The sequence below is a fragment of the Streptosporangium jomthongense genome, assembly GCF_042650425.1.
Classification (GTDB): Bacteria; Actinomycetota; Actinomycetes; order Streptosporangiales; family Streptosporangiaceae; genus Streptosporangium.
This window is the reverse complement of record NZ_JBHSBC010000022.1, coordinates 153925-174487: the sequence shown is the minus strand read 5'-3', so window position 1 is coordinate 174487 and position 20563 is coordinate 153925. Positions and strand designations below refer to the sequence as shown.

At 70.2% G+C, this 20563-nt stretch carries 17 protein-coding genes; 10 read left to right on the top strand and 7 right to left on the bottom strand.

The genetic code is table 11. The features are described 5' to 3' along the window. Positions 1-31 precede the first annotated feature (31 nt). The gene (locus ACFOYY_RS23215; protein ID WP_386191922.1) at positions 32-511 is read left to right on the top strand and encodes a TIGR03668 family PPOX class F420-dependent oxidoreductase; all 480 of its coding nucleotides are present in this window, start codon (positions 32-34) and stop codon (positions 509-511) included. Here ACFOYY_RS23215 and ACFOYY_RS23210 read toward each other — a convergent pair. Next, a complete protein-coding gene (locus tag ACFOYY_RS23210; protein WP_386191919.1) occupies positions 477-1304 on the bottom strand; it encodes a GntR family transcriptional regulator in 828 nt (275 codons plus the stop codon). The two genes, ACFOYY_RS23215 and ACFOYY_RS23210, sit on opposite strands and share 35 nt — an antisense overlap. An 816-nt stretch (positions 1305-2120) precedes the next feature. Here ACFOYY_RS23210 and ACFOYY_RS23205 point away from each other — a divergent pair. The 5 genes from ACFOYY_RS23205 (at position 2121) to ACFOYY_RS23185 (ending at position 5031) form a co-directional block, all read left to right on the top strand. After that, the gene (locus ACFOYY_RS23205) at positions 2121-2342 is read left to right on the top strand and encodes a hypothetical protein (protein ID WP_386191916.1); all 222 of its coding nucleotides are present in this window, start codon (positions 2121-2123) and stop codon (positions 2340-2342) included. Positions 2343-2931: 589 nt separating this feature from the next. After that, positions 2932-3240, top strand: coding sequence for a hypothetical protein (locus ACFOYY_RS23200; protein ID WP_386191914.1), 309 nt, complete (start codon positions 2932-2934; stop codon positions 3238-3240). A gap of 414 nt (positions 3241-3654) precedes the next feature. Beyond that, positions 3655-3888: a hypothetical protein gene (locus ACFOYY_RS23195; RefSeq protein WP_386191911.1), complete on the top strand. Its 234-nt coding sequence runs from the start codon at positions 3655-3657 to the stop codon at positions 3886-3888. Between the two features lie 12 nt (positions 3889-3900). Then, a complete protein-coding gene (locus tag ACFOYY_RS23190) occupies positions 3901-4128 on the top strand; it encodes a BldC family transcriptional regulator (protein ID WP_352015947.1) in 228 nt (75 codons plus the stop codon). 66 nt (positions 4129-4194) lie between these two features. Next, on the top strand, positions 4195-5031 hold the full coding sequence (locus ACFOYY_RS23185) for an SAM-dependent methyltransferase (RefSeq protein ID WP_386191907.1): 837 nt from the start codon (positions 4195-4197) through the stop codon (positions 5029-5031). Between the two features lie 81 nt (positions 5032-5112). On the opposite strand, the gene ACFOYY_RS23180 is transcribed toward ACFOYY_RS23185, so the two are convergent. After that, complete coding sequence (locus ACFOYY_RS23180) at positions 5113-5556, bottom strand: hypothetical protein (protein WP_386191904.1); 444 nt, start codon at positions 5554-5556, stop codon at positions 5113-5115. A gap of 81 nt (positions 5557-5637) precedes the next feature. Then, positions 5638-6192 carry a cysteine hydrolase family protein gene (locus ACFOYY_RS23175; protein WP_386191901.1) on the bottom strand — a complete coding sequence of 185 codons (555 nt, stop codon included), beginning with the start codon at positions 6190-6192 and terminating at the stop codon, positions 5638-5640. A gap of 465 nt (positions 6193-6657) precedes the next feature. Between ACFOYY_RS23175 and ACFOYY_RS23170 the strand changes: the two genes are divergently transcribed. From ACFOYY_RS23170 to ACFOYY_RS23155, 4 genes are read left to right on the top strand one after another with little or no spacing between them, the layout of a single operon-like run. Beyond that, positions 6658-7179 carry an EF-hand domain-containing protein gene (locus ACFOYY_RS23170; protein ID WP_352015951.1) on the top strand — a complete coding sequence of 174 codons (522 nt, stop codon included), beginning with the start codon at positions 6658-6660 and terminating at the stop codon, positions 7177-7179. 47 nt (positions 7180-7226) lie between these two features. Further along, a complete protein-coding gene (locus tag ACFOYY_RS23165) occupies positions 7227-8282 on the top strand; it encodes an isocitrate/isopropylmalate family dehydrogenase (RefSeq protein WP_386191897.1) in 1056 nt (351 codons plus the stop codon). After that, the gene (locus ACFOYY_RS23160; RefSeq protein WP_386191894.1) at positions 8279-8902 is read left to right on the top strand and encodes a cysteine hydrolase family protein; all 624 of its coding nucleotides are present in this window, start codon (positions 8279-8281) and stop codon (positions 8900-8902) included. Before ACFOYY_RS23165 ends, ACFOYY_RS23160 begins: the two co-directional genes overlap by 4 nt. Continuing rightward, positions 8875-9783 carry a class I SAM-dependent methyltransferase gene (locus ACFOYY_RS23155; protein WP_386191891.1) on the top strand — a complete coding sequence of 303 codons (909 nt, stop codon included), beginning with the start codon at positions 8875-8877 and terminating at the stop codon, positions 9781-9783. Before ACFOYY_RS23160 ends, ACFOYY_RS23155 begins: the two co-directional genes overlap by 28 nt. A gap of 10 nt (positions 9784-9793) precedes the next feature. Here ACFOYY_RS23155 and ACFOYY_RS23150 read toward each other — a convergent pair whose 3' ends face one another. The 4 genes from ACFOYY_RS23150 to ACFOYY_RS23135 form a co-directional block, all read right to left on the bottom strand. Next, on the bottom strand, positions 9794-10138 hold the full coding sequence (locus ACFOYY_RS23150; RefSeq protein WP_386191888.1) for an Imm8 family immunity protein: 345 nt from the start codon (positions 10136-10138) through the stop codon (positions 9794-9796). 88 nt (positions 10139-10226) lie between these two features. Continuing rightward, positions 10227-14474, bottom strand: a complete 4248-nt coding sequence (locus tag ACFOYY_RS23145) for an nSTAND1 domain-containing NTPase (protein ID WP_386191885.1) — start codon at positions 14472-14474, stop codon at positions 10227-10229. 196 nt (positions 14475-14670) lie between these two features. Beyond that, positions 14671-16191, bottom strand: a complete 1521-nt coding sequence (locus ACFOYY_RS23140; protein WP_386191882.1) for a right-handed parallel beta-helix repeat-containing protein — start codon at positions 16189-16191, stop codon at positions 14671-14673. A 2-nt stretch (positions 16192-16193) separates the two neighbouring features. Then, positions 16194-20561 (bottom strand): LamG domain-containing protein, encoded by a 4368-nt coding sequence (locus ACFOYY_RS23135; protein ID WP_386191879.1) that lies wholly within the window; start codon positions 20559-20561, stop codon positions 16194-16196. Positions 20562-20563: the final 2 nt, after the last annotated feature.

Genomic DNA, 20563 nt, shown 5'->3' with positions numbered 1-20563 from the left:
GCCATTCGTGTGATGAGGGCATGGTGAAGGCGTGAAACTGGATCCCGTAGAGGCTTGTTCCCGGTTTGAGACGGCGCGGGTGGCCCGTTTGGCCACGGTGAGTGATGATGGTCGACCTCATCTGGTGCCGGTCACGTTCGCGGTCGTTGACGATGTGATCGCGATTGCCGTTGATCACAAGCCGAAGTCCACGGTACGGCTGCGGCGGCTGGCGAACATCGCGGCGAATCCGCAGGTCTCGCTGTTGGTGGATGAGTACGACGATGACTGGGATCGGTTGTGGTGGGTGCGGGCGGACGTGCCCAGGTCCGGGAAGAGGGGCCGGAGCGGGCCCGAGCGTTGGAGCGGCTCATCGCCCGTTACGGACAGTATCGGGGGTGCCGCCGACCGGCGCGGTGATCCTGGTCCACATCACCGGCTGGACGGGCTGGTCGTTCGGCTAGGTTTTCGCGGTTGTCGCCCCTTGCGCGTGATGGTCAGTCGGGGATGTCGAAGGTGTATGACCAGGTGAATCTGCTTGCCGAGTGGATGCCTCGGGCGTATTCGATGACGTGGCCTTCGGCGGTGCGGGTGGTGCGGCGCACTTCGACGACGGGTTCGCCTGCGGGGAGGTCGAGGAGCAGGGTTTCCTCGGTGGTGGGCATTCGGGCGGAGATGTCCTCGGTGATCTGGTGTGGGGGAAGGCCTTGGTCGGTCAGGACTTGGAATCCGCCGGACTGTCCGGCGATGCCGGGTGTGGGGTCGGTCAGGGGTGTGCCTTCGATGTCGGCGGGGCGGTAGTAGGAGGTCATGGTGTGTGTGGGGATGCCGTCGCGGGTCATGACGCGGGCTCGTTCGTAGACCGGTGAGCCGGGTTCGATGCCGAGGGCGGTGGCTGTCGCTTCGTCGGCTTCGACCAGGGAGACGTCCTGTGTCTGGTGTCCCTGTTGCCGGGCGGAGGCGCTTTTGGGCTGTTCGGTGGCGAACACTTCGACGGTGGTCTTCTGCCAGCGGTGGCGTGCGTAGCGGTCTGGTCCCAGGCGTCGGATCGGGTAAGCGTCGCGGACATAGGCGCCTGATCCGTGCCGGGTGACGACCAGGCCCTCTGCTTTGAGCATGGTGAGGGCCTTGTTCGCGGTGTTACGGGAGACGTCGTATCGGTCGGCGAGGTCACGGACGGAGGGCAGTTTCGCGCCTGCGGGCAGGCGTCCTGCGGTGATGTCGGCCCGTAGATCGGCCACTATGCGACGCGCGGGCGAATTCGGGTCTGTTTGCACGCGAACCACCATATCCAAGTGTCGTAGGCCATTCCGCTTGACGGACATCCTGACCTGCTCTAGCGTCCAGTGTCGTACGACACTTTAGGGCAGTTCTCGCCCCGCCTCATCCAGACGGCTCCTTGATCAGGAAGTGGAGTCCAAGCCGTGACCAAGCCTAGTGTTTCGACCTTTGAGTCGATCACTTTCCGCAACGGATGCGACTGCTTCGGTGACGCCGTCCCCTTGCCCATGGGATGCGCCCGCTGTGGCCATTCCCCCTACGCCCATGGCTGCTCCAGCCAGGACAGGCACGACTACGTGCAGCCGTCCGGGGCGTTGATGAACGCTCGTCTCCAGGCCCGCCGCGAGTACGGTCCGCAGCTCCTCCCGGCACCCCGGCCTCCGGTGGAGGTCGCGCCCGCTGAGGTGATTCCGCTGGTGCCCGCCCAGCGGCGTCCCGATCCTGACCCTGAGCCGGAGGCGCCCGCGATGGTCCCGGCTGCGAACGCCGTACCGGATGGTGCCGACGAGACGCCGGAGCTCGTGGACGAGGCGGCCGTCGCTGCGGAGCGGGTTCCAGAGCCTGCGCCCGTTGTGCGGGTACGGCCTGTTCGGGCGTCGCTGCCTCGGCGAATCCGGCGGACCTCCTCTAGCGTGCCTCGGCCGGGGATCACCTGGACGAGGGTGCGTCAGCCCGGCCACTCCGGTGTACGGCCCGCGAGCGGCAGGCCCCTTCGATGTGGAGACCGATGTCGCGTTCCCCATGTTCGTACGGCCTGGCGGCCTGTTCGGGTTCCGGCTGTTCCTTGTCCCGCAGGGCAGGCCCGTCTGGCGAGCACCCTGGCCAGACATGCCTCTGATCGGATCACGGAGGTCCAGATCATGCAGCACACCCCCAGCCGCCCGGTGATCCCGGGCTGGCGATTGATCATCAGTGACGCGGGCCGGTTCTGGGCCTTCCGCACCCACCTCTTTCCCCGCGCCGCCGTACGGGCCGGGGCGCAGTCGGCGGTGGACGCCGACACCTTCGACGAGATCCAGGCCATCGTCGCCGAGCAGGAGGAGACCGCCCGCACCGCCCTGGTCGAGGAGGTCACCTCATGACGGGACGCCACCGCGACGGCCTACCGTACGCCCCGGTCTATCGGCGGGTCTGGGACGGCCCCGCGCGGGCCGAGGCCGAGCGGATCGACCAGGCCTGGGCCGACTGGACCGTGCTCTACAGCCTGGGACGACGCTGTTTCTACGCCGTGGCCGCCTGGGACGGTCCCCGGCCGGTGATCGTCGAGGACCCCACGGCTGACGGGTTGGAGGAGCGGATGCGGGAGGCCGAGATGATCCGGGCGTTCCGGCTCTCGCCGCGGTCCTCCCCGGCGCCGGTTCGGCGTAGGAGGGGTGGGGCCGGCCGTCCGTCTTCCGGGGCACGGAACGAGGTGGTCGGCGGGGAGCGGGGCTCGCCGGGCGGGGAGACGGCATCCGCCCGGGCACGGCCTTCGCCGGGTGAGGGAACGGTGCCTGCCGGGGGACGGCCTTCGTCAGGTGAGGCAATGGTGTCCGCCCGGGCACGGCGTTCACCGAGTGAAGGAACGGTGTCCGCTGAGGATCGGCGTTCGCCGGGTGGGAGGGCGGCATGATGCTGTCGGCCTGGGCTCCGCGTCAAGTTTCTGAGTTTTCAGATCGAACCTGTAACTCCGTGCAGGCGGCTCACCCCGGATGGCTGGTGTTCCACAGCTCGCGGTCCGGGTTGTGGAGCGCCTACCGGAGCGCCCTGTCCGGCAGGCCGTACCCCGGGGACGTGTTGTTGGTGCGGGCCGGGTCGGCTGAGGAGTTGGACCGCAAGTTGGCCGCCCAGGTGTCCCCGGTGGTGCCGCCGAGCATCCAGGCCGTCGCCGTCGCCCGTGTTCTGCGGACTCGAACCGCCCGGGTCGTGCAGGCCGTATGTCCTGGTCAGGCCGCTCAACCGGGTCGGGCTACGGCGTTGCGCAGGTTGCTGCGCTCTTGAAGCCGGTACGGCGGGCGTGGACGTCATCCCACCCGTCGCTCGCCGTACCTCATGAACGTGTGGCTCAGGTAGGAGGGACCTGGGCCGCACACCTCCGCAAGACGGCTCCCACGCACGCTGGCGTGCTGGGGAAGGGGGAGTCGTCTGGCGCACCGGCCCTGTGCGTGGGGCCGGTCCTCCTCCAGGGTGCCCGGCCCGTGCTCCCCGGCTCGGGGCCGGGCACCCGCCCCTCCTCCCTTCGTGAACCTCATGGCCCGAACGATCAGGAGCCCAGCCAGGACTCCCGGCCTCACGGTCCAAACGGTCGGGAGCCCTGGTCGGGTGAGGTCCTGGCCTCATGGTCCGAACAAAGGCCCTCGAAAGTCCGGCCCGAACGACGTGTGTTCCCTGTCCGCCCTCCGAACCGGGACGACCATGACCGACGACGAGCGACGCCTGATCGACCTGCTCATCAGCACCCACCCCGCCTGGCGGTACGAACAGCACGACCTGCCCGGGCTGCCCCGCTGGTGGGCCGTCCGCTACGAACCCCTGCGCCTCGACCAGCGCGGAGCCGGGGCCCGGGATGTGCTCGGCCGTACGACCTTGCACCGGCTGGCCAGGGCGTTGGCCCGGCACGACCAGATCCTGCACACCCTCCGCTGCTGAAAGAGAGTCCCCATGTCTCCGCTCAAGGCCGTAGCCCCCGACGGCACCTTCTCCACCGGGCCGGACACCACCGAACGGCTGCTCACCCCCGGCGAGGTGGCCCGCATCTTCGGCGTGGACCCCAAGACCGTCAACCGGTGGGCGCTGACCGGGAAGATCCCCTCGGTCAGGACCCCCAGTCGCCAACGCCGCTACCGGGAAACCGACATCAAGGCCCTTCTCGACGCTTCGGCTTGTTGAGAGGGGTGGTAAATGTGGTCGTGACGCTAGTTGTGGCCTGTTGGGGACACGCGGTGAGGTTGGCACGTGGACGGTGAGGACTTACCGGGGCATCCCGGGCCGCCTGACTCCCGCAGGCGGGACACGACAGCTGACGGACCGACCGTGGCACGGCTGTACAACGCCTACCTGGACAGTGAGGGCACCGACGCGGTCGATCACGAAGCCGCCGACGACCTGCTGCGCCGTGCGCCTGATCTCAAGCCGGTCGCGCGAGCCAACCGCGAGTTCTTGGCGCGCGCGGTTGGTTACCTGGCCGGTGAGTCCGGGATCGACCAGTTCGTCGACCTGGGCACGGGGCTGCCCACTCACCCCAACGTTCACCAGGTGGCTCGCGAGAGGCGACCGCAGGCGCGGGTGGTGTACGTCGACAACGACCCGGCCGTGTTCGAGCGTGGCCGTACGGTGCTGGATGACGGTGAGCGCACGGCGATGATCCAGGCGGACATCCGTCGGCCATGGACGGTCATCGACGATCCCCGGACCCGGTTGTTGATCGACTGGAGTCGGCCGGTCGCCGTACTGATGTCGTCGGTGCTGCATTTCCTCACCTCGCCCGAACCGATCGTGGCGGCCTTCCGCGAGGTCATGACGCCGGGAAGCCACCTGGTGATCTCGCACGCCACCGACACCACCAGCCGGGCCGACGGAGTGATGGAGATCCAGCGGCTGTACCGGTCGGCCGGACTGACCGTCGAGATCCGCCCCCGCCGACGCATCGAAGAGCTGTTCAGCGGCTTGGCACTCGTCGCGCCCGGACTGGTCCCGGCGTCGTACTGGCGGCCGGAGGCTGAGATCCCGCCCGAGCAGCAGGGCGATCGGGTCTGGATGCTGGCCGGAGTCGCGCGAGTACGGGACAGGTAGGGCCTACCCGATCGCGGTCTTGACGTTGAAGGCGTTCGACGGGTTCCAGCCCTCTCCGGCGCCCCCGGCGGACGTTCGCCGTCAGGCGCGGTGCCGTCGACTTCTGAGCAGCAGGGTCACGCAGATGCCCAGGCACGCCAGCCCCGCCACGGTCGTGATCACCGTGCCGGCCAGCGCGTACTCCTGCACGGCTTTCTGGTGTGCGGCCATCTCGGCGAAGGTCGAGGGCACACAGTCCGCGCCGACGGGACAGCGCGGCGGATCATCGGCGTCGAGCTTGCCGAAGCTTTCATCCGCCTGGACGAAGACGCCCGCACCGGTCGCGGCCAGCAGGAACGCCGCGACGCAGGCCCGGCCCCACCACGCCGGCGTCCGCCAGGCGGCGGGCTGCCCGGCTCGGCGGCGGCGTACGGCGGACACCCGCAGGCCGACCACCATCGCGGCGGCGACCACGGCCAGCAGGGGCCAGGCGATCGCCGCCACCAGCAGGGCGATGAACAGGGCCGCCCCGAGCCAGTCGAACATGCCGGACAAAGTAGCACTTCATGCCCTGGTCTTCGGGCAGCCCGCGTTCCACTCCGCCAGGCCCAGGTAGCCGGGGGCAGGTCAGGTGGCGTCGAAGGTGACCTTCGCGGTCTCCACGGTCGACGCGTGGCGGCCGGGGGCGTTCTGCCAGTGCCAGTAGAGGTTGGTGTGGGCGATGACCTGCGCGGCGGAGGGCAGGCCCTCTCCCGCGTCGTCCGTCGTGTGCGCGTCGCCGACCAGTGTCACGTCGTAGCCACGGGTGAAGGCGCCGTGCATGGTCGAACGGATGCACGCGTCGGTCTGCGCGCCGGTGACGACGAGATGGCCGACGCCGTGTTCGGCCAGGAGTTCCTCAAGGTCGGTGGCCTCGAAGGAGTCGCCGTAGTTCTTGTGGACCAGCGACTCCGCGTCGCGGCGGGTGAGCTCGGGGACGTACCGCCACTCGTCGCTGTCGCGCTGGAGATGCTCGTCGGAGTGCTGCACCCAGACCACGGGCACATCCTGCGCGCGGGCCCTGTCGACCAGGTCGTTGATGTTCGCGATGACGCCGTCACGGTTGTGCGCGTCCGCGACCACGCCGTTCTGGACGTCGATCACCAGCAGGGCGGTGTTCGGGCGATTGGGCAGGGTTGTCACGTGAGCCTCCTTTTCGTGCTCCCCTCACGCTAGACCATCCCACCGACGGTTTCGGCGCCCCCGTCCGGCCGATGATTTCATCGCCGCCTCTCGAACCTCTGTGAAACATGAAAAAATTTCAGCGTTGAATCGCAGCCGCAAGTCCTGATAAATCATGGAAAAGGTGATTTTGCTTATGGTGATTGCGAGGCTCTCCGGGAGAAGGTCTCGGGGCTCTCGTCGTTGAGTGGGCAGCCGTCGTCAACAGGGCTCTGAGCTGGGCAAGTTATGTCCGTTGGTCGGAGTGTGCGCCAGGAGGAACCGCATAGTAGATCATGATATTTGCTATTTTGGGGATTTGTTCCTTCGGCCCGCTTGGTTATCGGTCGGATGGTAAACGTGTGGTCACGTTGTGGCATAATCGCGTGCGGTCCGGCCTCCGGCTTGGCCTTTTCATGAATGGCGCTGAAAGAAAGGTGGCAGAGCATGCAGAAAGCGGCCCTTGACCGGGTGAGGCTCGTCTTCACCCTGCTCGACGCCGACGGCACCGGCTACCTGGAGGCCGGTGACTTCGAGCTCATGGCGAGCCGGGTCATCGCGGCCTCCCCCGACTCGGGCGACGTCGCCAAGGCCGCCATCCTGGCCGCCTTCCGGCGCTACTGGACGACCCTGGCCGCCGAGCTGGACGCCAACCGCGACGGTCGCATCAGCTTCGACGAGTACGTCGCGTGCGTGCTCTCCCCGGAGCGCTTCGACGAGGCCATCAGTGACTTCGCCGAGGCGCTGGCCAGGCTGGGCGACCCGGACGGTGACGGGTTCATCGGGCGGGACGACTTCGTGGCGCTCATGACGGCCATCGGGTTCGCGCCCGCGAACATCCACGCGCTCTTCGACGCATTCGGCCCCTCCGACGCCGACCAGATCCCCGTCCCGGTCTGGGCCACCGGCATCAAGGACTACTACAGCCCGGAGAAGACCGACATCCCAGGTGACCACCTGGTCGGCTGACCAGCCGAACCCCCACGTCCGGCCTTCGTCGACACCAGGAGCAACAGGTGGAACCAGTCATCGGACTCGCCGTGGGCCAGGGGACGGGCCCTGAACTCGCGGCCGTCTTCGAACGGGTGCTGACCGGCATCGCCGACACACACTCCGTCGGCATCGACCTCACCCGGTCGGAAAGGCTCTACCACTCGTACTCGTCGCTGAGGGCCGGCGCAGGGGTGGAGCAGATCCGCGAACTCACGCGGCAGGACGCCGACCACTACGCGGAGTTCTGCCGCACGCGGGCCGCCCTCGGCGTCCCGGCCGTCTTCCGTACGGCGATCAACGCCCAGTCGCTCTACCTCGTCCGCCAGCGCCTGCGGGCGGTCAAGGTCGACGCCATCACCACCCCGGAGACGTCGTTGCTGCTGGTCAGGGACGAGGCCCAGGGCTTCTACACCGGGGAGAACACCCACGCCCCCGGCTTCCTCGTGCGCACCATGGCGTTCAGCCGGGACATCACCGAGCAGGTCATCGCCTTCGCCGTACGGCGCGCGCGGCAGGAGTGGCCGGACGGCGGAGCCGAGCGGATCATCATGGCCTACAAGTTCCACCTGCTCGACGGCGCCCTCGACGAGTGGGTGGCCGAGAGCGCCGCGCGGCACGGCGTCGAGATCGACCTGTTCCAGCCGGACACGGTGAACCGCAACCTGATCGAGTACGGCCCGCGCCCCCGCACGATGATCATCGCGGGCAACGAGTGGGCCGACATCATGCACGTGGTCCTGCTCGACCGCTTCGGCTCGGAGCGCCAGGAGAACCGCTGCACGGAGAACGTCTACCTGCACCCCGAGGCGGCCGGGCTGGTCGAGTACCAGACCGTGCACGGCTCCGCCGACGACCTGGCCGGGAAGGACACGGTCAACCCGGTGGCGACCGTACGGGCCGCGGCGGCGATCGCCGAACGGCACGCGGGCTGCGCCGGAGCGGTGCGGATGATCGAGCGCGGCCTCGAATCCCTCGCCCGTCAGGGCGTCGGCACCCCCGACCTCGGCGGACGTCACTCCACGACGGCCGTGGTCGAGGCGCTGCTGGAGACGTTCGAGGCCCCGCCGGTGGAGTCGTGACGGCCACGGCCCTGGTCGTCGTGGACCTGCAGAACGACTTCTGCGCCGGTCCCAGGGCACTGGCCCGTTACCCGGGCGACCCCACCAGGCTGGAGGCCGTCGCGGCGAACACCGCGCTGGCCGTCAGCCGGGCGCGGGCCCACGGCACAGAGGTGGTCTTCGTCCGCTTCGTCGGTGACGTCGAGCACCAGGGGCCCAGCTGGCGGCGCCGTGACCGCGCGCTGGGCAAACGGCCCAAATGCCTGGAGGGCTCGTGGGGCGCGGAGTTCCGTATGGTCTCACCGGAGCCGGGGGAGCGGGTCTTCACCAAGCGGGCGTGCTTCGACGCCTTCCTCAGCGAGGGGTTCGAGCGGCACCTCGTCAGCCGCGGGGTCGAACGGCTCGTCCTCGCCGGGCTGTACGCCGACGTCTGCGTCGACTCCACCGCCAGGACCGCCTTCCAGAAGGGGTTCCACATCACGGTGCTGACCGACTGCACCACCGGCCTGCACCTGCAGGATGTGGACATCCTGCGCTTCATGCGCGTTCTGTACGGCGCCTACCTCGCCACCCACGACCATCCGTGGACGCCTTCGGAGGAAGAGGAGAGAGCGTGCCGTACGCCCGGGACGAAGGCCTGACCTCGGCCGTAGGCGTCGGCGTCGAGGAGGGGGTCGGCCTGACCGCCCTCATGGTTGCCGCCGCGCGGGCGATCGAGACCCACCGCCCTGACGCCCTGGCGGGCGACCCCTACGCCGAGCACTTCGTGCGGGCCGCCACCGTCTCGGCCGGTTGGCCGGTGCGCCCCGAGCAGGTTCCCGACGGGGAGGCCGACCCCCTGTGGGGCAGGCTGGGACGCTACTTCGGCCTGCGCACCCGGGTCATCGACGACTTCCTCGTCAACACGGCCCGCGCGGGCGTGCGGCAGGTCGTCCTGTTCGGGGCGGGTCTCGACACGCGGGCCTTCCGGCTCGACTGGCCGCCGGGTCTGGTCGTCCACGAGATCGACCGGGACGGCGTCCTGGCGTTCAAGCATCGGGTGCTGGACGGCCTCGCCGCCGTCCCGAAGGCCACCCGCCACACGATCGCGGCCGACCTTCGGGACGACTGGGTCCGGCCGCTGGCCGAGGCGGGGTTCGACCCGGCCGTGCCGACCGCCTGGCTGGCCGAGGGATTGCTGCTCTACCTGCCGCCGTGGGCCGAGCGGGGGCTCGTCGAGAGCGTGAACCGGCTGAGCGCCCCGGGAAGCGTCCTGGCCTGCGAGGTCAAGCTCGGGGTGGAGTCGCCGCAGGTCCGGGCCAGTCCCGTCTACACCGTGGCCAGACAGCGGATCGGCGTCGATCTCCTCGCCCTGTTCGACGGGGAGCCCCGCCCCGACTCCGTCGGCCACCTGAAGGACCTCGGCTGGGCGACCACGGTCCGCACCCCCTTCGACTTCACCTACCACTACGGCCGGGGCCCGCTCCCGGTGCCGAACGACTCCCTGGCGAGCAACCGCTGGATATTCGCCGGAAAGTCCTGATCTCTCCGGGTCAGGGGTAGTCCTCGAACTCCCAGTGTCCGATGCGGCCGATCTTCGCGGCGAGTTCGCCCCAGGTCGGGGCCTCCAGCACGGCGACGCGGTCGGCAAGCCAGGCGGTCACCCGGTCGGGGTGAAGCTCGGAGACGAGGAGCCAGTGCCTGCCGATGAGGTAGGGGTGGTGCTGGAGCTGCTCGGCGAGGGCGGACGGCGTGCAGACCGTGAGGGAGAACTGTTCGTCACCCGGCCCGTCCTGCGGGCCGACGTACATCTCCAGGAGTTCGCAGGCGTGGGTCCGGTCGACGCGCCGCCCGTCTTCGAGATCGACCCAGCGGAAGGAGTTCACCCGTGCTCGCATCGCCACATCATTCCGCGGACCATGACGAGACGTCCTCCCATATACGCGGCAGCGATTGCACGCATGCCGTCTCGGGAGTTCACCGAGCTCACCGGGGAGCGGAGCAGCTCTGACGGTACGGCTCATACGGAATGAACCGCCGCCATTCCCGCTGGTCGAATGGCCGGCCCGCGACGGCGCAGACCGCCCCGGCCAGCTCGTCGGGCAGCTCCACGTCCCAGATCCGCACCGTCATCCCCGTGGTGACGAGCCGGGAACCGTCCGAGCTGAACGCGGCCGAGTAGACCGGCCCTTCATGAGCGGTCAGCGAATCACCGATCTGCCGATGGGTGGCCACCTCCCAGAGCCGGGCCGTACCGTCGCCTCCGGCGGTGGCCAGGCGGGTCCCGTCCGGGCTGAAGGCCACGGTCTGTACCGGACCTTCGTGCCCGGTCAGCGGAGCTCTGATCTGCCGGTGGGTGGCCACCTCCCAGAGCCGTGCCGTACCGTCGCCTCCGGCGCTGGCGAGTCGGGATCCGCTCGGATCGAAGGCGATGGAGAAGACCGGGCCCTTGTGTCCGACGAACGGGTCGCCCAGCTGTCGGCGGGTTTCCGGATCCCACACACGAACGGCCCCGTCGCTCCCCGCGACGGCCAGGCGCGATCCGTCCGGGCTGAAGACGGCTGAGAAGAGCGGGCCCTGGCCTTCACTGACCGGCTTGCCGAGCTGCCGGTAGGTGGCCAGATCCCAGATCCGGGCGGTCCCGTCGTCACCGGTGGTGGCGAGCCGGGAGCCGTCCGGGCTGAACGCCACGGACTCCACCGGACCCGTGTGGCCGACCAGCGGCTCTCCGAGCCGCCGATGATTGATCACGTCCCACAGACGGACGGTCCCGTCGCCTCCGGCGGTGGCCAGGCGAGTCCCATCCGGGCTTAGGGCGACCGAGAAGAGCTCGCCCACATGGCCGGCCAACGGGTCTCCCAGGGGACGGCGGGTGGCCAGGTCCCAAAGCTGTGCCGCGCCGTCGCCTCCTGTGGTGAACAGCCGGGTCCTGTCCGGGCTGAAGACCGCCTTGCGTACCGAGCCGCCGAGTCTTCCCATCGGGACGCCGACCTGTCTGTGGACGGTGACGTCCCACAGCCGTACGCCGTCGTTCCCGGAGGTGGCCAGCCGCGCCCCGTCAGGGCTGAAAGCCACTGAGGACGGGTGCTGGTGGCTGCTCATCGGGGCGCCGATCTGCCTGTGGGTGGCGGGATCCCACACCCGCGCTGTCCCGTCGTCGCCGACCGTGGCGAGCTGGGCTCCGTCCGGGCTGAAGGCCACGGACCGTACGGCCCCTTTGTGGCCGGTCATCGGGCTGCCCACCTGTTCACGAGAGGCGGTGTCCCAGATGCGGACGGTGCCGTCGATTCCGGCGCTGGCGACGCGTGACCCGTCCGGGCTGAAGGCGACCGACCACACCACGCCGTCGTGGCCCTTCATCGGGGCTCCGATCCGCGCGTGGGTGCGGGTGTCCCACAGGTGTACGGCGCCGTCGTCGTCCGCGGTGACCAGGCGTGACCCGTCCGGGCTGAAGGCGGCCGACCATGTCCCGGCCATCGGGGCGCCGACCCGTTCGCGGGTCGTGAGGTCCCACATGTGGGTCTTACCGCCGGTGGTGACCAGGCGGGAGCCGTCCGGGCTGAAGGCCACGGACTGGATCTCGTCGTCGTGGCCCTTCATGGGGGCGCCGAGCTGTTCGTGTGTGGTGAGATCCCACACCCGCGTCGTCCCGTCGCTGCCGGCGGTGGCCAGGCGGGTCCCGTCCGGGCTGAAGGCCACGGATCGTACGGCTCCCTCATGACCGGTCATGGGGGAACCCAGTCGCCTGTAGGTGGCGGTGTCCCAAAGACGTACGGCGCCGCCGGTCTCCGCGGTGGCGAGCCGGGAGCCGTCCGGGCTGAAGGCCACGGATTCGACCGCGCCCGCGCGACCTGCCAGGACCGCACGTTCGGGTCTGCTGAGAACCGCCACCAGGCCGGCCCGCGCCTCGTCGGTCGGCGCGATGGCCCATGCCGCCACGGCCAGCCGGGCCGACGTCACGGGATCGGCGGACAGCGTCTCGCTGTGAGCGGCCACCTGGCGGGACATGATCTCGTTGCTCCGCTGTTGTACCGCATCGCGCTGTCGGCCGACTTCCTGGTTGGAGAAGACCAGAAACACCGAGACGCCGACCAATCCCACGCCCAGGACGCCAAGTCCCACGAGCACCGTTCGCCACAGGCGCCGGTTCCGTGCGGCGGCGGCGGTACCGGCACGAAGGAACTCCTCGGCCACGGAGGTCAGCCGGAGACCACGCCGGGGGTCGGCACGCCAGCGCGCTCCGGCCGTCCCGGCGTGCTCCAGTTGCGCGCCGTGGTAGAGAAAAGAGGATTCGCGCTCTTTCGCGTCCCACTCGGCGGCGGCCTTCTCGATCTTTCCGTGCAGAATCCGGTCGACGCGGTCGTCGTCCAGCCAGCCACGCAGACGACTCCACGCCGTCGTCAGCACATCATGGGCGAGTTCGACGGTCTCGGTGGTGACCATGAGCCGGTCTTCGGTGAAGGCCGTGACCACCTCTCTGACGGCTTCAGGCCGCTCCGCGCAGAGGACGGTCAACTCGTCGACACTCAAACGGCGGCGGACGACATGCCCGTCGTCGTTCAGGAGCACGAGCGCCATGATGACGCGCCTGGATATCTCCTGCTGTTCGGGGTCCAAGCGGCCATACACTCTTTCGGCGGCGTCCTGGACGGCGGAGGCCACACCGCCGGAACGGTCGTATCCCTGCCGGGTCAGCCGATCGCCGTCGCGGTTCTCCCAGATCCGCACCATCGTCATCGACAGCAGAGGCAGCGCCGTCCCCACGTCTTCCGGGGCTCGCAGGTGCCCCGCCAACTCCCGTACCACCTGCTCGGCCAGGTCCTTCTCCACCTCAAGCCCGGCCGCGGCCGCGGGTCCGGTGATGGCCCGCAGCAACTCCGCCTCACGCATCGGCTCAAGCACGAACATGCGCTCTTCCAGGGCCCGTGCCAGCGCGCTGTGGGCGGCGCAATGCTCCACGACGAAATCGCCGCGTACGGCCACCACGACCACCCCGGACCCTCCCGTCGCGATCGAGTGCAGCGCGTCCACGAAGGCGGCCCTCTCCGCGGGTCCCTCAGCGGACAGGGTGAACAGCTCCTCGAACTGATCGACCACCATCACCACTTTTCGCGGCCCCTCGCCGTTCCCGCCCTGCTGCCGCCGGCGGATCATCACGGCGGACAGCATCTGCCGTGTCCAGTCGGCGGCCTGCGCGGGATCTTCACGCAGTTCGCCGAGGACCGCGCCGCTGTCGGCGCCGCACGGGACCGCGAGCTCCCGTGCCAGGCGCCGTAAGGGGGTCGTCCCCGGGGTGAAGGTGATCTGATGCGCGTCATCGAGATCATGGTGGGGAGACGGAGCCGTGAGCGTGGGCAGCAGCCCGGCATGCAGGAGTGAGGACTTTCCCACACCGGATGCCCCGGTCACGACGACGAGGCCTCCGCCGTTGACCATGGCGACCAGCCGGGAGACGGCCTGTCCGCGCCCGTGAAAGACCGTCGCCTGCGCCGGCCCGAACGGCGCCAGCCCTTGATAGGGGCAACCGCCGATCCACTGCGGTTCCGGCGCCGAGGACACCCCCGTCGTGAGACGGCGCTCCAGAACATTCAGCCGATCGCGTACCGTGACCAGCAACGCGGTCTGGTGGCGGCGCTCGGCGTCCTGCTGGTAGAGGATCTCCTGGATCTCCCCGGCCGCCGCGTCGAGCCGCTCCAGCATCGGCGCCAGTGCCGTGTTCTGCCGGCCCAGTTCGGCGAAGCCCGACGCCATCCGTTCCAGCAGCTCCGCATGCCCACCGGCGAGCGCCTCGCCGAGAGCCGCGCGGGTGGCGTCCACCGCCTCCAGCGTCGCCACCAGGGCCTCGGCCAGCGCGTCGGCACGGGCGTCCCCCAACCGCAGGGCCTCTTCCAGCCGTACGGCCAGTTCTTCTTCCAGGCGCGCGGCACGCTCCTCCTCGGTGCCGCCGGTACGGGCGATGGCGGTGTCCAGAGCGGAGCTGATGACGGTGGCCAGCATGTTGCCGCCGACCGATCCGATGACGTTCATCCCGGCCAGTTGCACCGCCAGCCCCGGTTCGGCCAGGGCCAGCGGAGTCAGCGCGCTGGCGCACAGAGTCGCCAGGAGCAGTCGCGGCGTCGCCTTTGCCAACTGGCGGCCGGCCGCCCGGAGCACCCAGCCCCGGGCCCCCTGCTGGGCGGCCGAGATCTGTTCCGGAGACAGGGGTACTCCGTCCGATGCCTCCTGGCGCTCCACCTATCGCTCCTGATCTGAAGGCGTGGCTCCCCTGCGGGAAAGCAGATCCTCTCCACAGCATCATCGATACGGAGGGGACAGCGCTACCGATCACGACGGATGTTTCAAGAGCGGCACCGTCGCCCGCCCCGCGCCGCCCCGGCCACCGTCCATGCGGTCTTTCGCCGGACGTGGCCGGAGGACGTCTCGCGGGGGGTTACCGGCCTCCGGTGCGGGTGCTCCAGAGAGGGGTGCCGGTGGGGGTGTAGACGACGACGTTGCCGTCGTCCTGTACGGCCAGGCGGGCGCCGGAGGAGCCGCCGGTCCTGGTCGACCACAGGGCGACTCCGGCCGCGTCGTAGATGACGAAGTTGCCGTCCTGCTGCATCAACGCGACCGCGCCGGGACTGCCCGCCGTACCGGAGGACCACAGGGGGGCGGCGACGTTCACCTGGGTGAGGACCAGGTCGCCGTCCCGGCGGTAGGTCAGTTTGAAACGCCCGTCGCAGGAGGTCTGGGACGCCCCGGGGAACAGGGCCTCGTCGGGTTGGAACCAGATACAGGCCGTGGGGGCGGTGCCGACCTTGAGGATCGCGGGCTCGGTGACGCCCAGCACGTGGTGGACCTGCCCGGAGGCGAACTCCGGCTGCAGGGTCGAGGTCGAGGCCGCCTGCACCTGGTAGCCGCCCGGCCGTGACAGCGGGGTGCCGCCGCAGCCCGTGGTCGGGACGCCGACGTGCCGGGACTCGTCCACGTTGCCGGTGACGGTCCAGTCGCGGACGCCGTTGACCGCGTAGCCGTACCCCATGTGCAGGCCGCGCAGGGTGTTGCCGGTCACGGTCGCGCCGTGGACGGTGCCGGTTCCGCACGTCCACACCTGCCAGCCCATGGCCATGCCGACCTTGATGAAGGCGCTCTTGGCGTCGACCACGTTGCCGCGGACCGTCGTGCCGGTGTAGTTGCCGTCGACCGGGGCGATGTCGACCAGGTTGATGCCGCCGAGCAGTTCGCTGTGTTCGGCCCGCACGGTGTTGTTCTCGATGGTCGAGCCGGGGGCGCCGAAGATGACGATGCCGCCGTCGGTGGCGTCCACGACCGTGTTGCCGCTCACGACGGAGTCGCCGCAGGCCAGCGAGATCCCGTCGGCCCACTGGCCGCTCGGCCGGTCGACGCCCGCGGGGCCGACGCGGTTGCCGGTGATCCGGGCGCCCTGGCACTGCGGCGTCCCCGAGCTGACGGCGCCCTCGTAGTAGTGCAGCGCCGACCAGCTTCGCGGGTTCCTGATGGCGCTGTTCTCCACGATCTGCCCGGTGGCGGCGCCGCCCATCTGGACCAGGGCCGACCCGGTCCTCTGCCCGAGGGTGGGGCGGTCGCCGTCGATCTGGACGTTTCGTACGGCCACCCGGCTCCGGCCGACTCCGTCGACGGCGGTGGTGACGGTCGCGGAGGCGAGGCGCAGGGTGGCGCGTGTCGTGCCCTCGGGCAGGCCCTCGGTGAGCAGCTCCTGGTCGGCGGCGGTGAAGCGGACCGGCTCGGACAGGGTGAACACCGCGCCCTGGCAGAGCACCGCCTGGGCGCCGGGCCCCGTCAAAGCGGCGTTGATCGCGGTCTCGGTGCCCGACGGGATGCAGCCGGCGGACGACGGGCCGGTCCCGGCCCGCGCGGCCCCCGGTACGGCGGTCGCGACGAGCAGCGTGAACAGGGCCGTCCCGAGTCTTGTCGTCGGTCGTGTGCTCATGGTCAGTTCACCAGTCCCCAGTCGAGGGCGCCCGAGTAGAAGGAGGTGCCGAAGCCGGTGCCGGTCGCCGGCGTGCAGCCGACCTTCTGGTCGGTGGCGAAGCCGGTGCGGCGGCAGTAGTCGATCTTTCCGTCGCCGTTGGCGTCGGACCAGTTGCGTCCCTCCGGGTAGCCCTGGTCGATCGTGTCCGAGGTGATTTCGGCGCCGAAGCCGGTGCCGGTCGAGGTCAGGCAGCCGACGTGCGTGTCGACGTGGTTCTGGGTGCCGAACACCCGGCAGAAGTCGGCCTTTCCGTCACCGGTCGCGTCCACCCACGCCCGGCCGGTCGCCTGGCCCCAGTCGAGCGCGCCGGAGAGGAACAGCGGGCCGAAGCCGGTGCCGGTCGAGGTGTTGCAGGCGATGGTCCTGGCGGAGGTGGCTCCCACGCTGCGGCAGTAGTCGGCGTTGCCGTCCCCGTTGACGTCGGTCCAGGACCGGTCCTCGGTGTAACCCCAGTCGGTGTTGCCGGAGTTGACGTCCCTGCCGAAGCCGGTGCCGGTCGAGGGGGCGCAGCTGAGGTAGCCGTCGGTGTGGTTCTGGGTGCCGCGGATCCGGCAGTAGTCGGCCTTGCCGTCGGAGTTCACGTCGACCCAGGCCCGGCCGGTGGTCTGGCCCCAGTCGAGCACGTCGGAGATGAAGGTCTCACCGAACCCGCCGGAGGTGAACGGCGTGCAGGCCAGGCGGGACTCGGGGACACCGCCGACCCGGCGGCAGTAGTCGATCTTTCCGTCGCCGGTCGCGTCAACCCAGGCCCGGTCCTCGGGGAAGCCCCGGTCGAAGTTGCGGGAGTTGACCTCCATGCCGAAGGCGCTGCCGGTGGAGAGGGTGCAGCTGGCGTAGGCGTCGACGTGGTTCTGGGTGCCGCGCAGCCGGCAGAAGTCCGTCTTGCCGTCGCCGTTGACGTCCACCCAGGCCCGGCCCGCGTCCTGACCCCAGTCGAGCACGCCGGAGGTGATGGTGATGCCGTACCCGCTGCCGGTGGACAGCGTGCACGCCACCTTGCTGTTGGGCACCGCGCCGACCCGGCGGCAGAAGTCGGCCTTGCCGTCGCCGTTGAAGTCGACGAGGCCTCGCACGACCCCGGTGGGACCGGCGACGTCGGGGACGACGCCCTGGAAGATCTGGATCTCGTCGAGGTCGCCCTTGACGAAGCCGCCCGAGGCGCCCTTGCCGATCAGCAGGGGCTGCTGGGAGCGCCACGGCTGCCACTGCGGGCGCATCCCCACGGTGACCTTGAGCGCCCCGTCGACGTAGAGCCGCAGGTGGCGCTGCTGGGCGTCGAAGATGCCGACCAGGTGGTGGTACTCGGTGGGGTTGGCCACGGAGGTGATCGCGAAGGTGGAGTTGGCGGTGTCGGTCGCCGAGGCGGGCATCGAGAAGACCCACTTACCGTCGCCGCCCGGCTCGTAGTACAGGGTGAACCCGCCGGAGACGAACGTCTGGGCGCGGATCAGGTCCGAGGGCCGTACCCAGGTGGAGACGGTGAACGACTGGTCGGTGAGGACGACCGGGTCGTCCGGTGCCACGTAGTCGTCGACGCCGTCGAGACGGAGACCGGTCGCGCCGCCGTGCCCCGCGCCGGAGGGCGGGACCTGCACGCCGCCGTAGAAGGTGAGGTCGCGGAACATGCCGGAGGAGTCGTGGGCCGGTCCCGGCCCGACCTCCTCGAAGTGCCACTCGGCCACCTTGCTGTTCAGCGTGGGGTCGGCGATGGCCGCCGCCTCGGTGGTGGCGATGGCCCGGTTCCACGCCCTGACCTCGGCGACCGCGCCGTCGAGGGGGGAGCCGCCCCAGCCGCCGCCGACCTGGAAGGCGCCGGAGGCGTCCCAGGCGGTGACGTCGCCGACGGTGGCCTCCAGGGTGCCGTTGACGTACAGCTGCACGGACCTGATCCCCGCGTCGTACACGCCGGTGAGGTGGGTCCAGACGCCGGCCCTCGGTACGGTGGTCGACAGGGCGGACGAGGCGGTGGCCCCCGCGGTGTCCTGCGACGGGATGGTCATCGCCCACCGGTCCTGGGCCGCGAGGTAGGAGAGGAAGAAGGCGCGGTTGCCGGTGCCCCGTTGCGAGACCACGGTGCTGTCGGCGCCCTTGCCCGCCAGTTTGACCCAGGCGGAGACCGTGAAGCTGGTCGCGGTGTTGAGGAAGTCGGCCCGGCTGGCGTAGTCGTCGGCGCTGTCGACGCGCAGCGCGCTGCGCGACCTGCCGTCGGGGCCGGGCGCCAGCCGTCCGGGCTCGCCCAGGGTGGCGCCGCCGTTGATCGTCAGGGCGCGTCCCTTGTCGGTGTCGTCGAAGGCCGTGGCCGACCCGGGGGCGTCGTTGAGCAGCCACCTGGCCAGCTCGGGCTCCGGTGAGCCGACGACGAAGGAGTGGGTCCTACGCGGCGACTGGTTGCCCGCGCGGTCCACCGCGACCACGTACAGGGTGTGGGCGCCGCCCTCGGTGGGGGTCCAGCCGACGGTCACGGGGGCGCCGACCGAGGTGGGGATGGCGACCGTGGAGGGCGGGTCGGAGAAGCCCCACTTGTAGGAGGCCACGTCGGGGGAGCTCTGGAAGGTGAACTTACCGGTCTGGCCGACACCGCCCGCGACGTTGTCGCTCTCGGGGTAGACGTCGGAGGTCACGGTCGCCGTCTGCGGCCTGACGGTGTCGGTGACGAACTCGCACTTGACCGACTCGTCGCTGGTGGCGTTGGCGTCGGACGCCCTGGCCCAGAAGCGGTAGGCGGTGTTGTCGGCGATGCCGGAGGTCGGGGTGACCACGGCCGTCGTCCCCGAGCCCACGCTCGACTGCGTCAACGGTCCCTGCTGGGCTCCGGCCGGGTCGATGGCCTGCCAGTAGAAGGAGGCGGTCATCGCCTCGCCGTCGCCGTCGGCCAGGTAGGCGCGCCAGCTCGGCGTCAGCGTGCTCACGTACGGCCGTTCGCCGCCGGTGGCGCACGCCTTGCCGTCCACGGTCAGCGAGCCGGGCGGGCTGGGGACGGTGTTGGTGTTGACGATGAGCCTGGCGGTGGTGGCGTCGAACTTCTTCCAGCCCGACGAGCTGTCCTCGTCGTCGGCCCGCAGGCCGAGGGTGAGCCAGCCGCCGTACTGCCGGCCGGACACCACCCACGAGTCCAGCGGGAACTCGGTGAACTTCCTGGCGTACTGGCAGCTGTTGTTGGCGACGCTGGAGACCTCGGTGCCGCTCCACTTCGAGAATTCGGCGTTCCAGGTCGTGCCGGGCCCCAGGGTCGTGCCGACCGTGTGCAGCCAGGTGGTGCTGTCGGAGCAGGAGGTCGAGCTGAGCAGGTCGATGGTGAACCGGGAGCCGGCGAGGATCTGCTTGCCGGAGAAGGGGGCGGCGGAGAACTGGAACATCGACCGGTAGCGCGAGTAGGTGGCGCCGTCGTTGCCGCTGGGGTAGTAGCCGACCTTCGCGCAGTCGGTGTCCCAGCCGCCGGAGCAGTTGCGCCGGTCGTAGTCCCAGTACGACTGGTTCGGGGCCGCCTCGTTGATCATCGTCCAGTACGTGTAACCGACCGTGGGGTCGATGAACAGCGGGAACGTCGTCTTGGGGTCGGTCAGCAGGGCGGTGTCAGGCTTGAGGGTGAGTCCGCGGCCCGCCGCGACGCCCAGTTCGACGGGCGCGCTCCTGGCGTCCTCGGCCGGAGCGGCCGCGGTCGAGGGCTGTTTTCCCGAGGAGTCCCACATCGCGGGGGCGTCGGCGGCGAACACCGTCCTGCCCTGCTTGTCCACGGCGCGAGGCCCGTCCCACTTCAGGCCGGTCAGGGCCGTGGGCAGGGTGATCTCCCGCAGGGCCGGGTTCTTCGCGGCCTCGCGGGTCTTGACCACCAGCACGAAGGAGAAACCGGTGTCGAGCGCGGTCACCACGAGGTCGACGCCGTCGAGCACGTCGGGGTAGGTCGCGCGGGCGTCGCTCACCGTGGGCTGAGGCAGGCTGGAGGGCCAGGAGAGGGCCAGCTCGGCCTTGCCCTGTACGGCCCGCACGAGGGGGCCGGTGCCGCCGCCCGACAGGCGGACGTCGACCGTCGAGGCCCTGGGCCGCAGGAGGCCGTCGGTTCCGGGCGCCAGGGTGGGGTCCGGCTTCGTCCAGGTGCCGTCGGCCTGCCGTACCCGGCGGGGGTGGGCGTACTGCTCGACGGTGCTGCTGCCGTCGGGGTTGACGAAGACCTGGGTGGTGGGGGTGCGTTCGCTCTCCACCTCGACCCTGGTCTTGCACGCCCTGGACATCTTGATCGCCGCGTCGGTCCGAGGCACCGATTCGGCGCAGTCGGGGGCGGCGGTCGGGGGCGACTGCGCCGCCGCCGGGGTGCCGGTCGCGGACACCATGC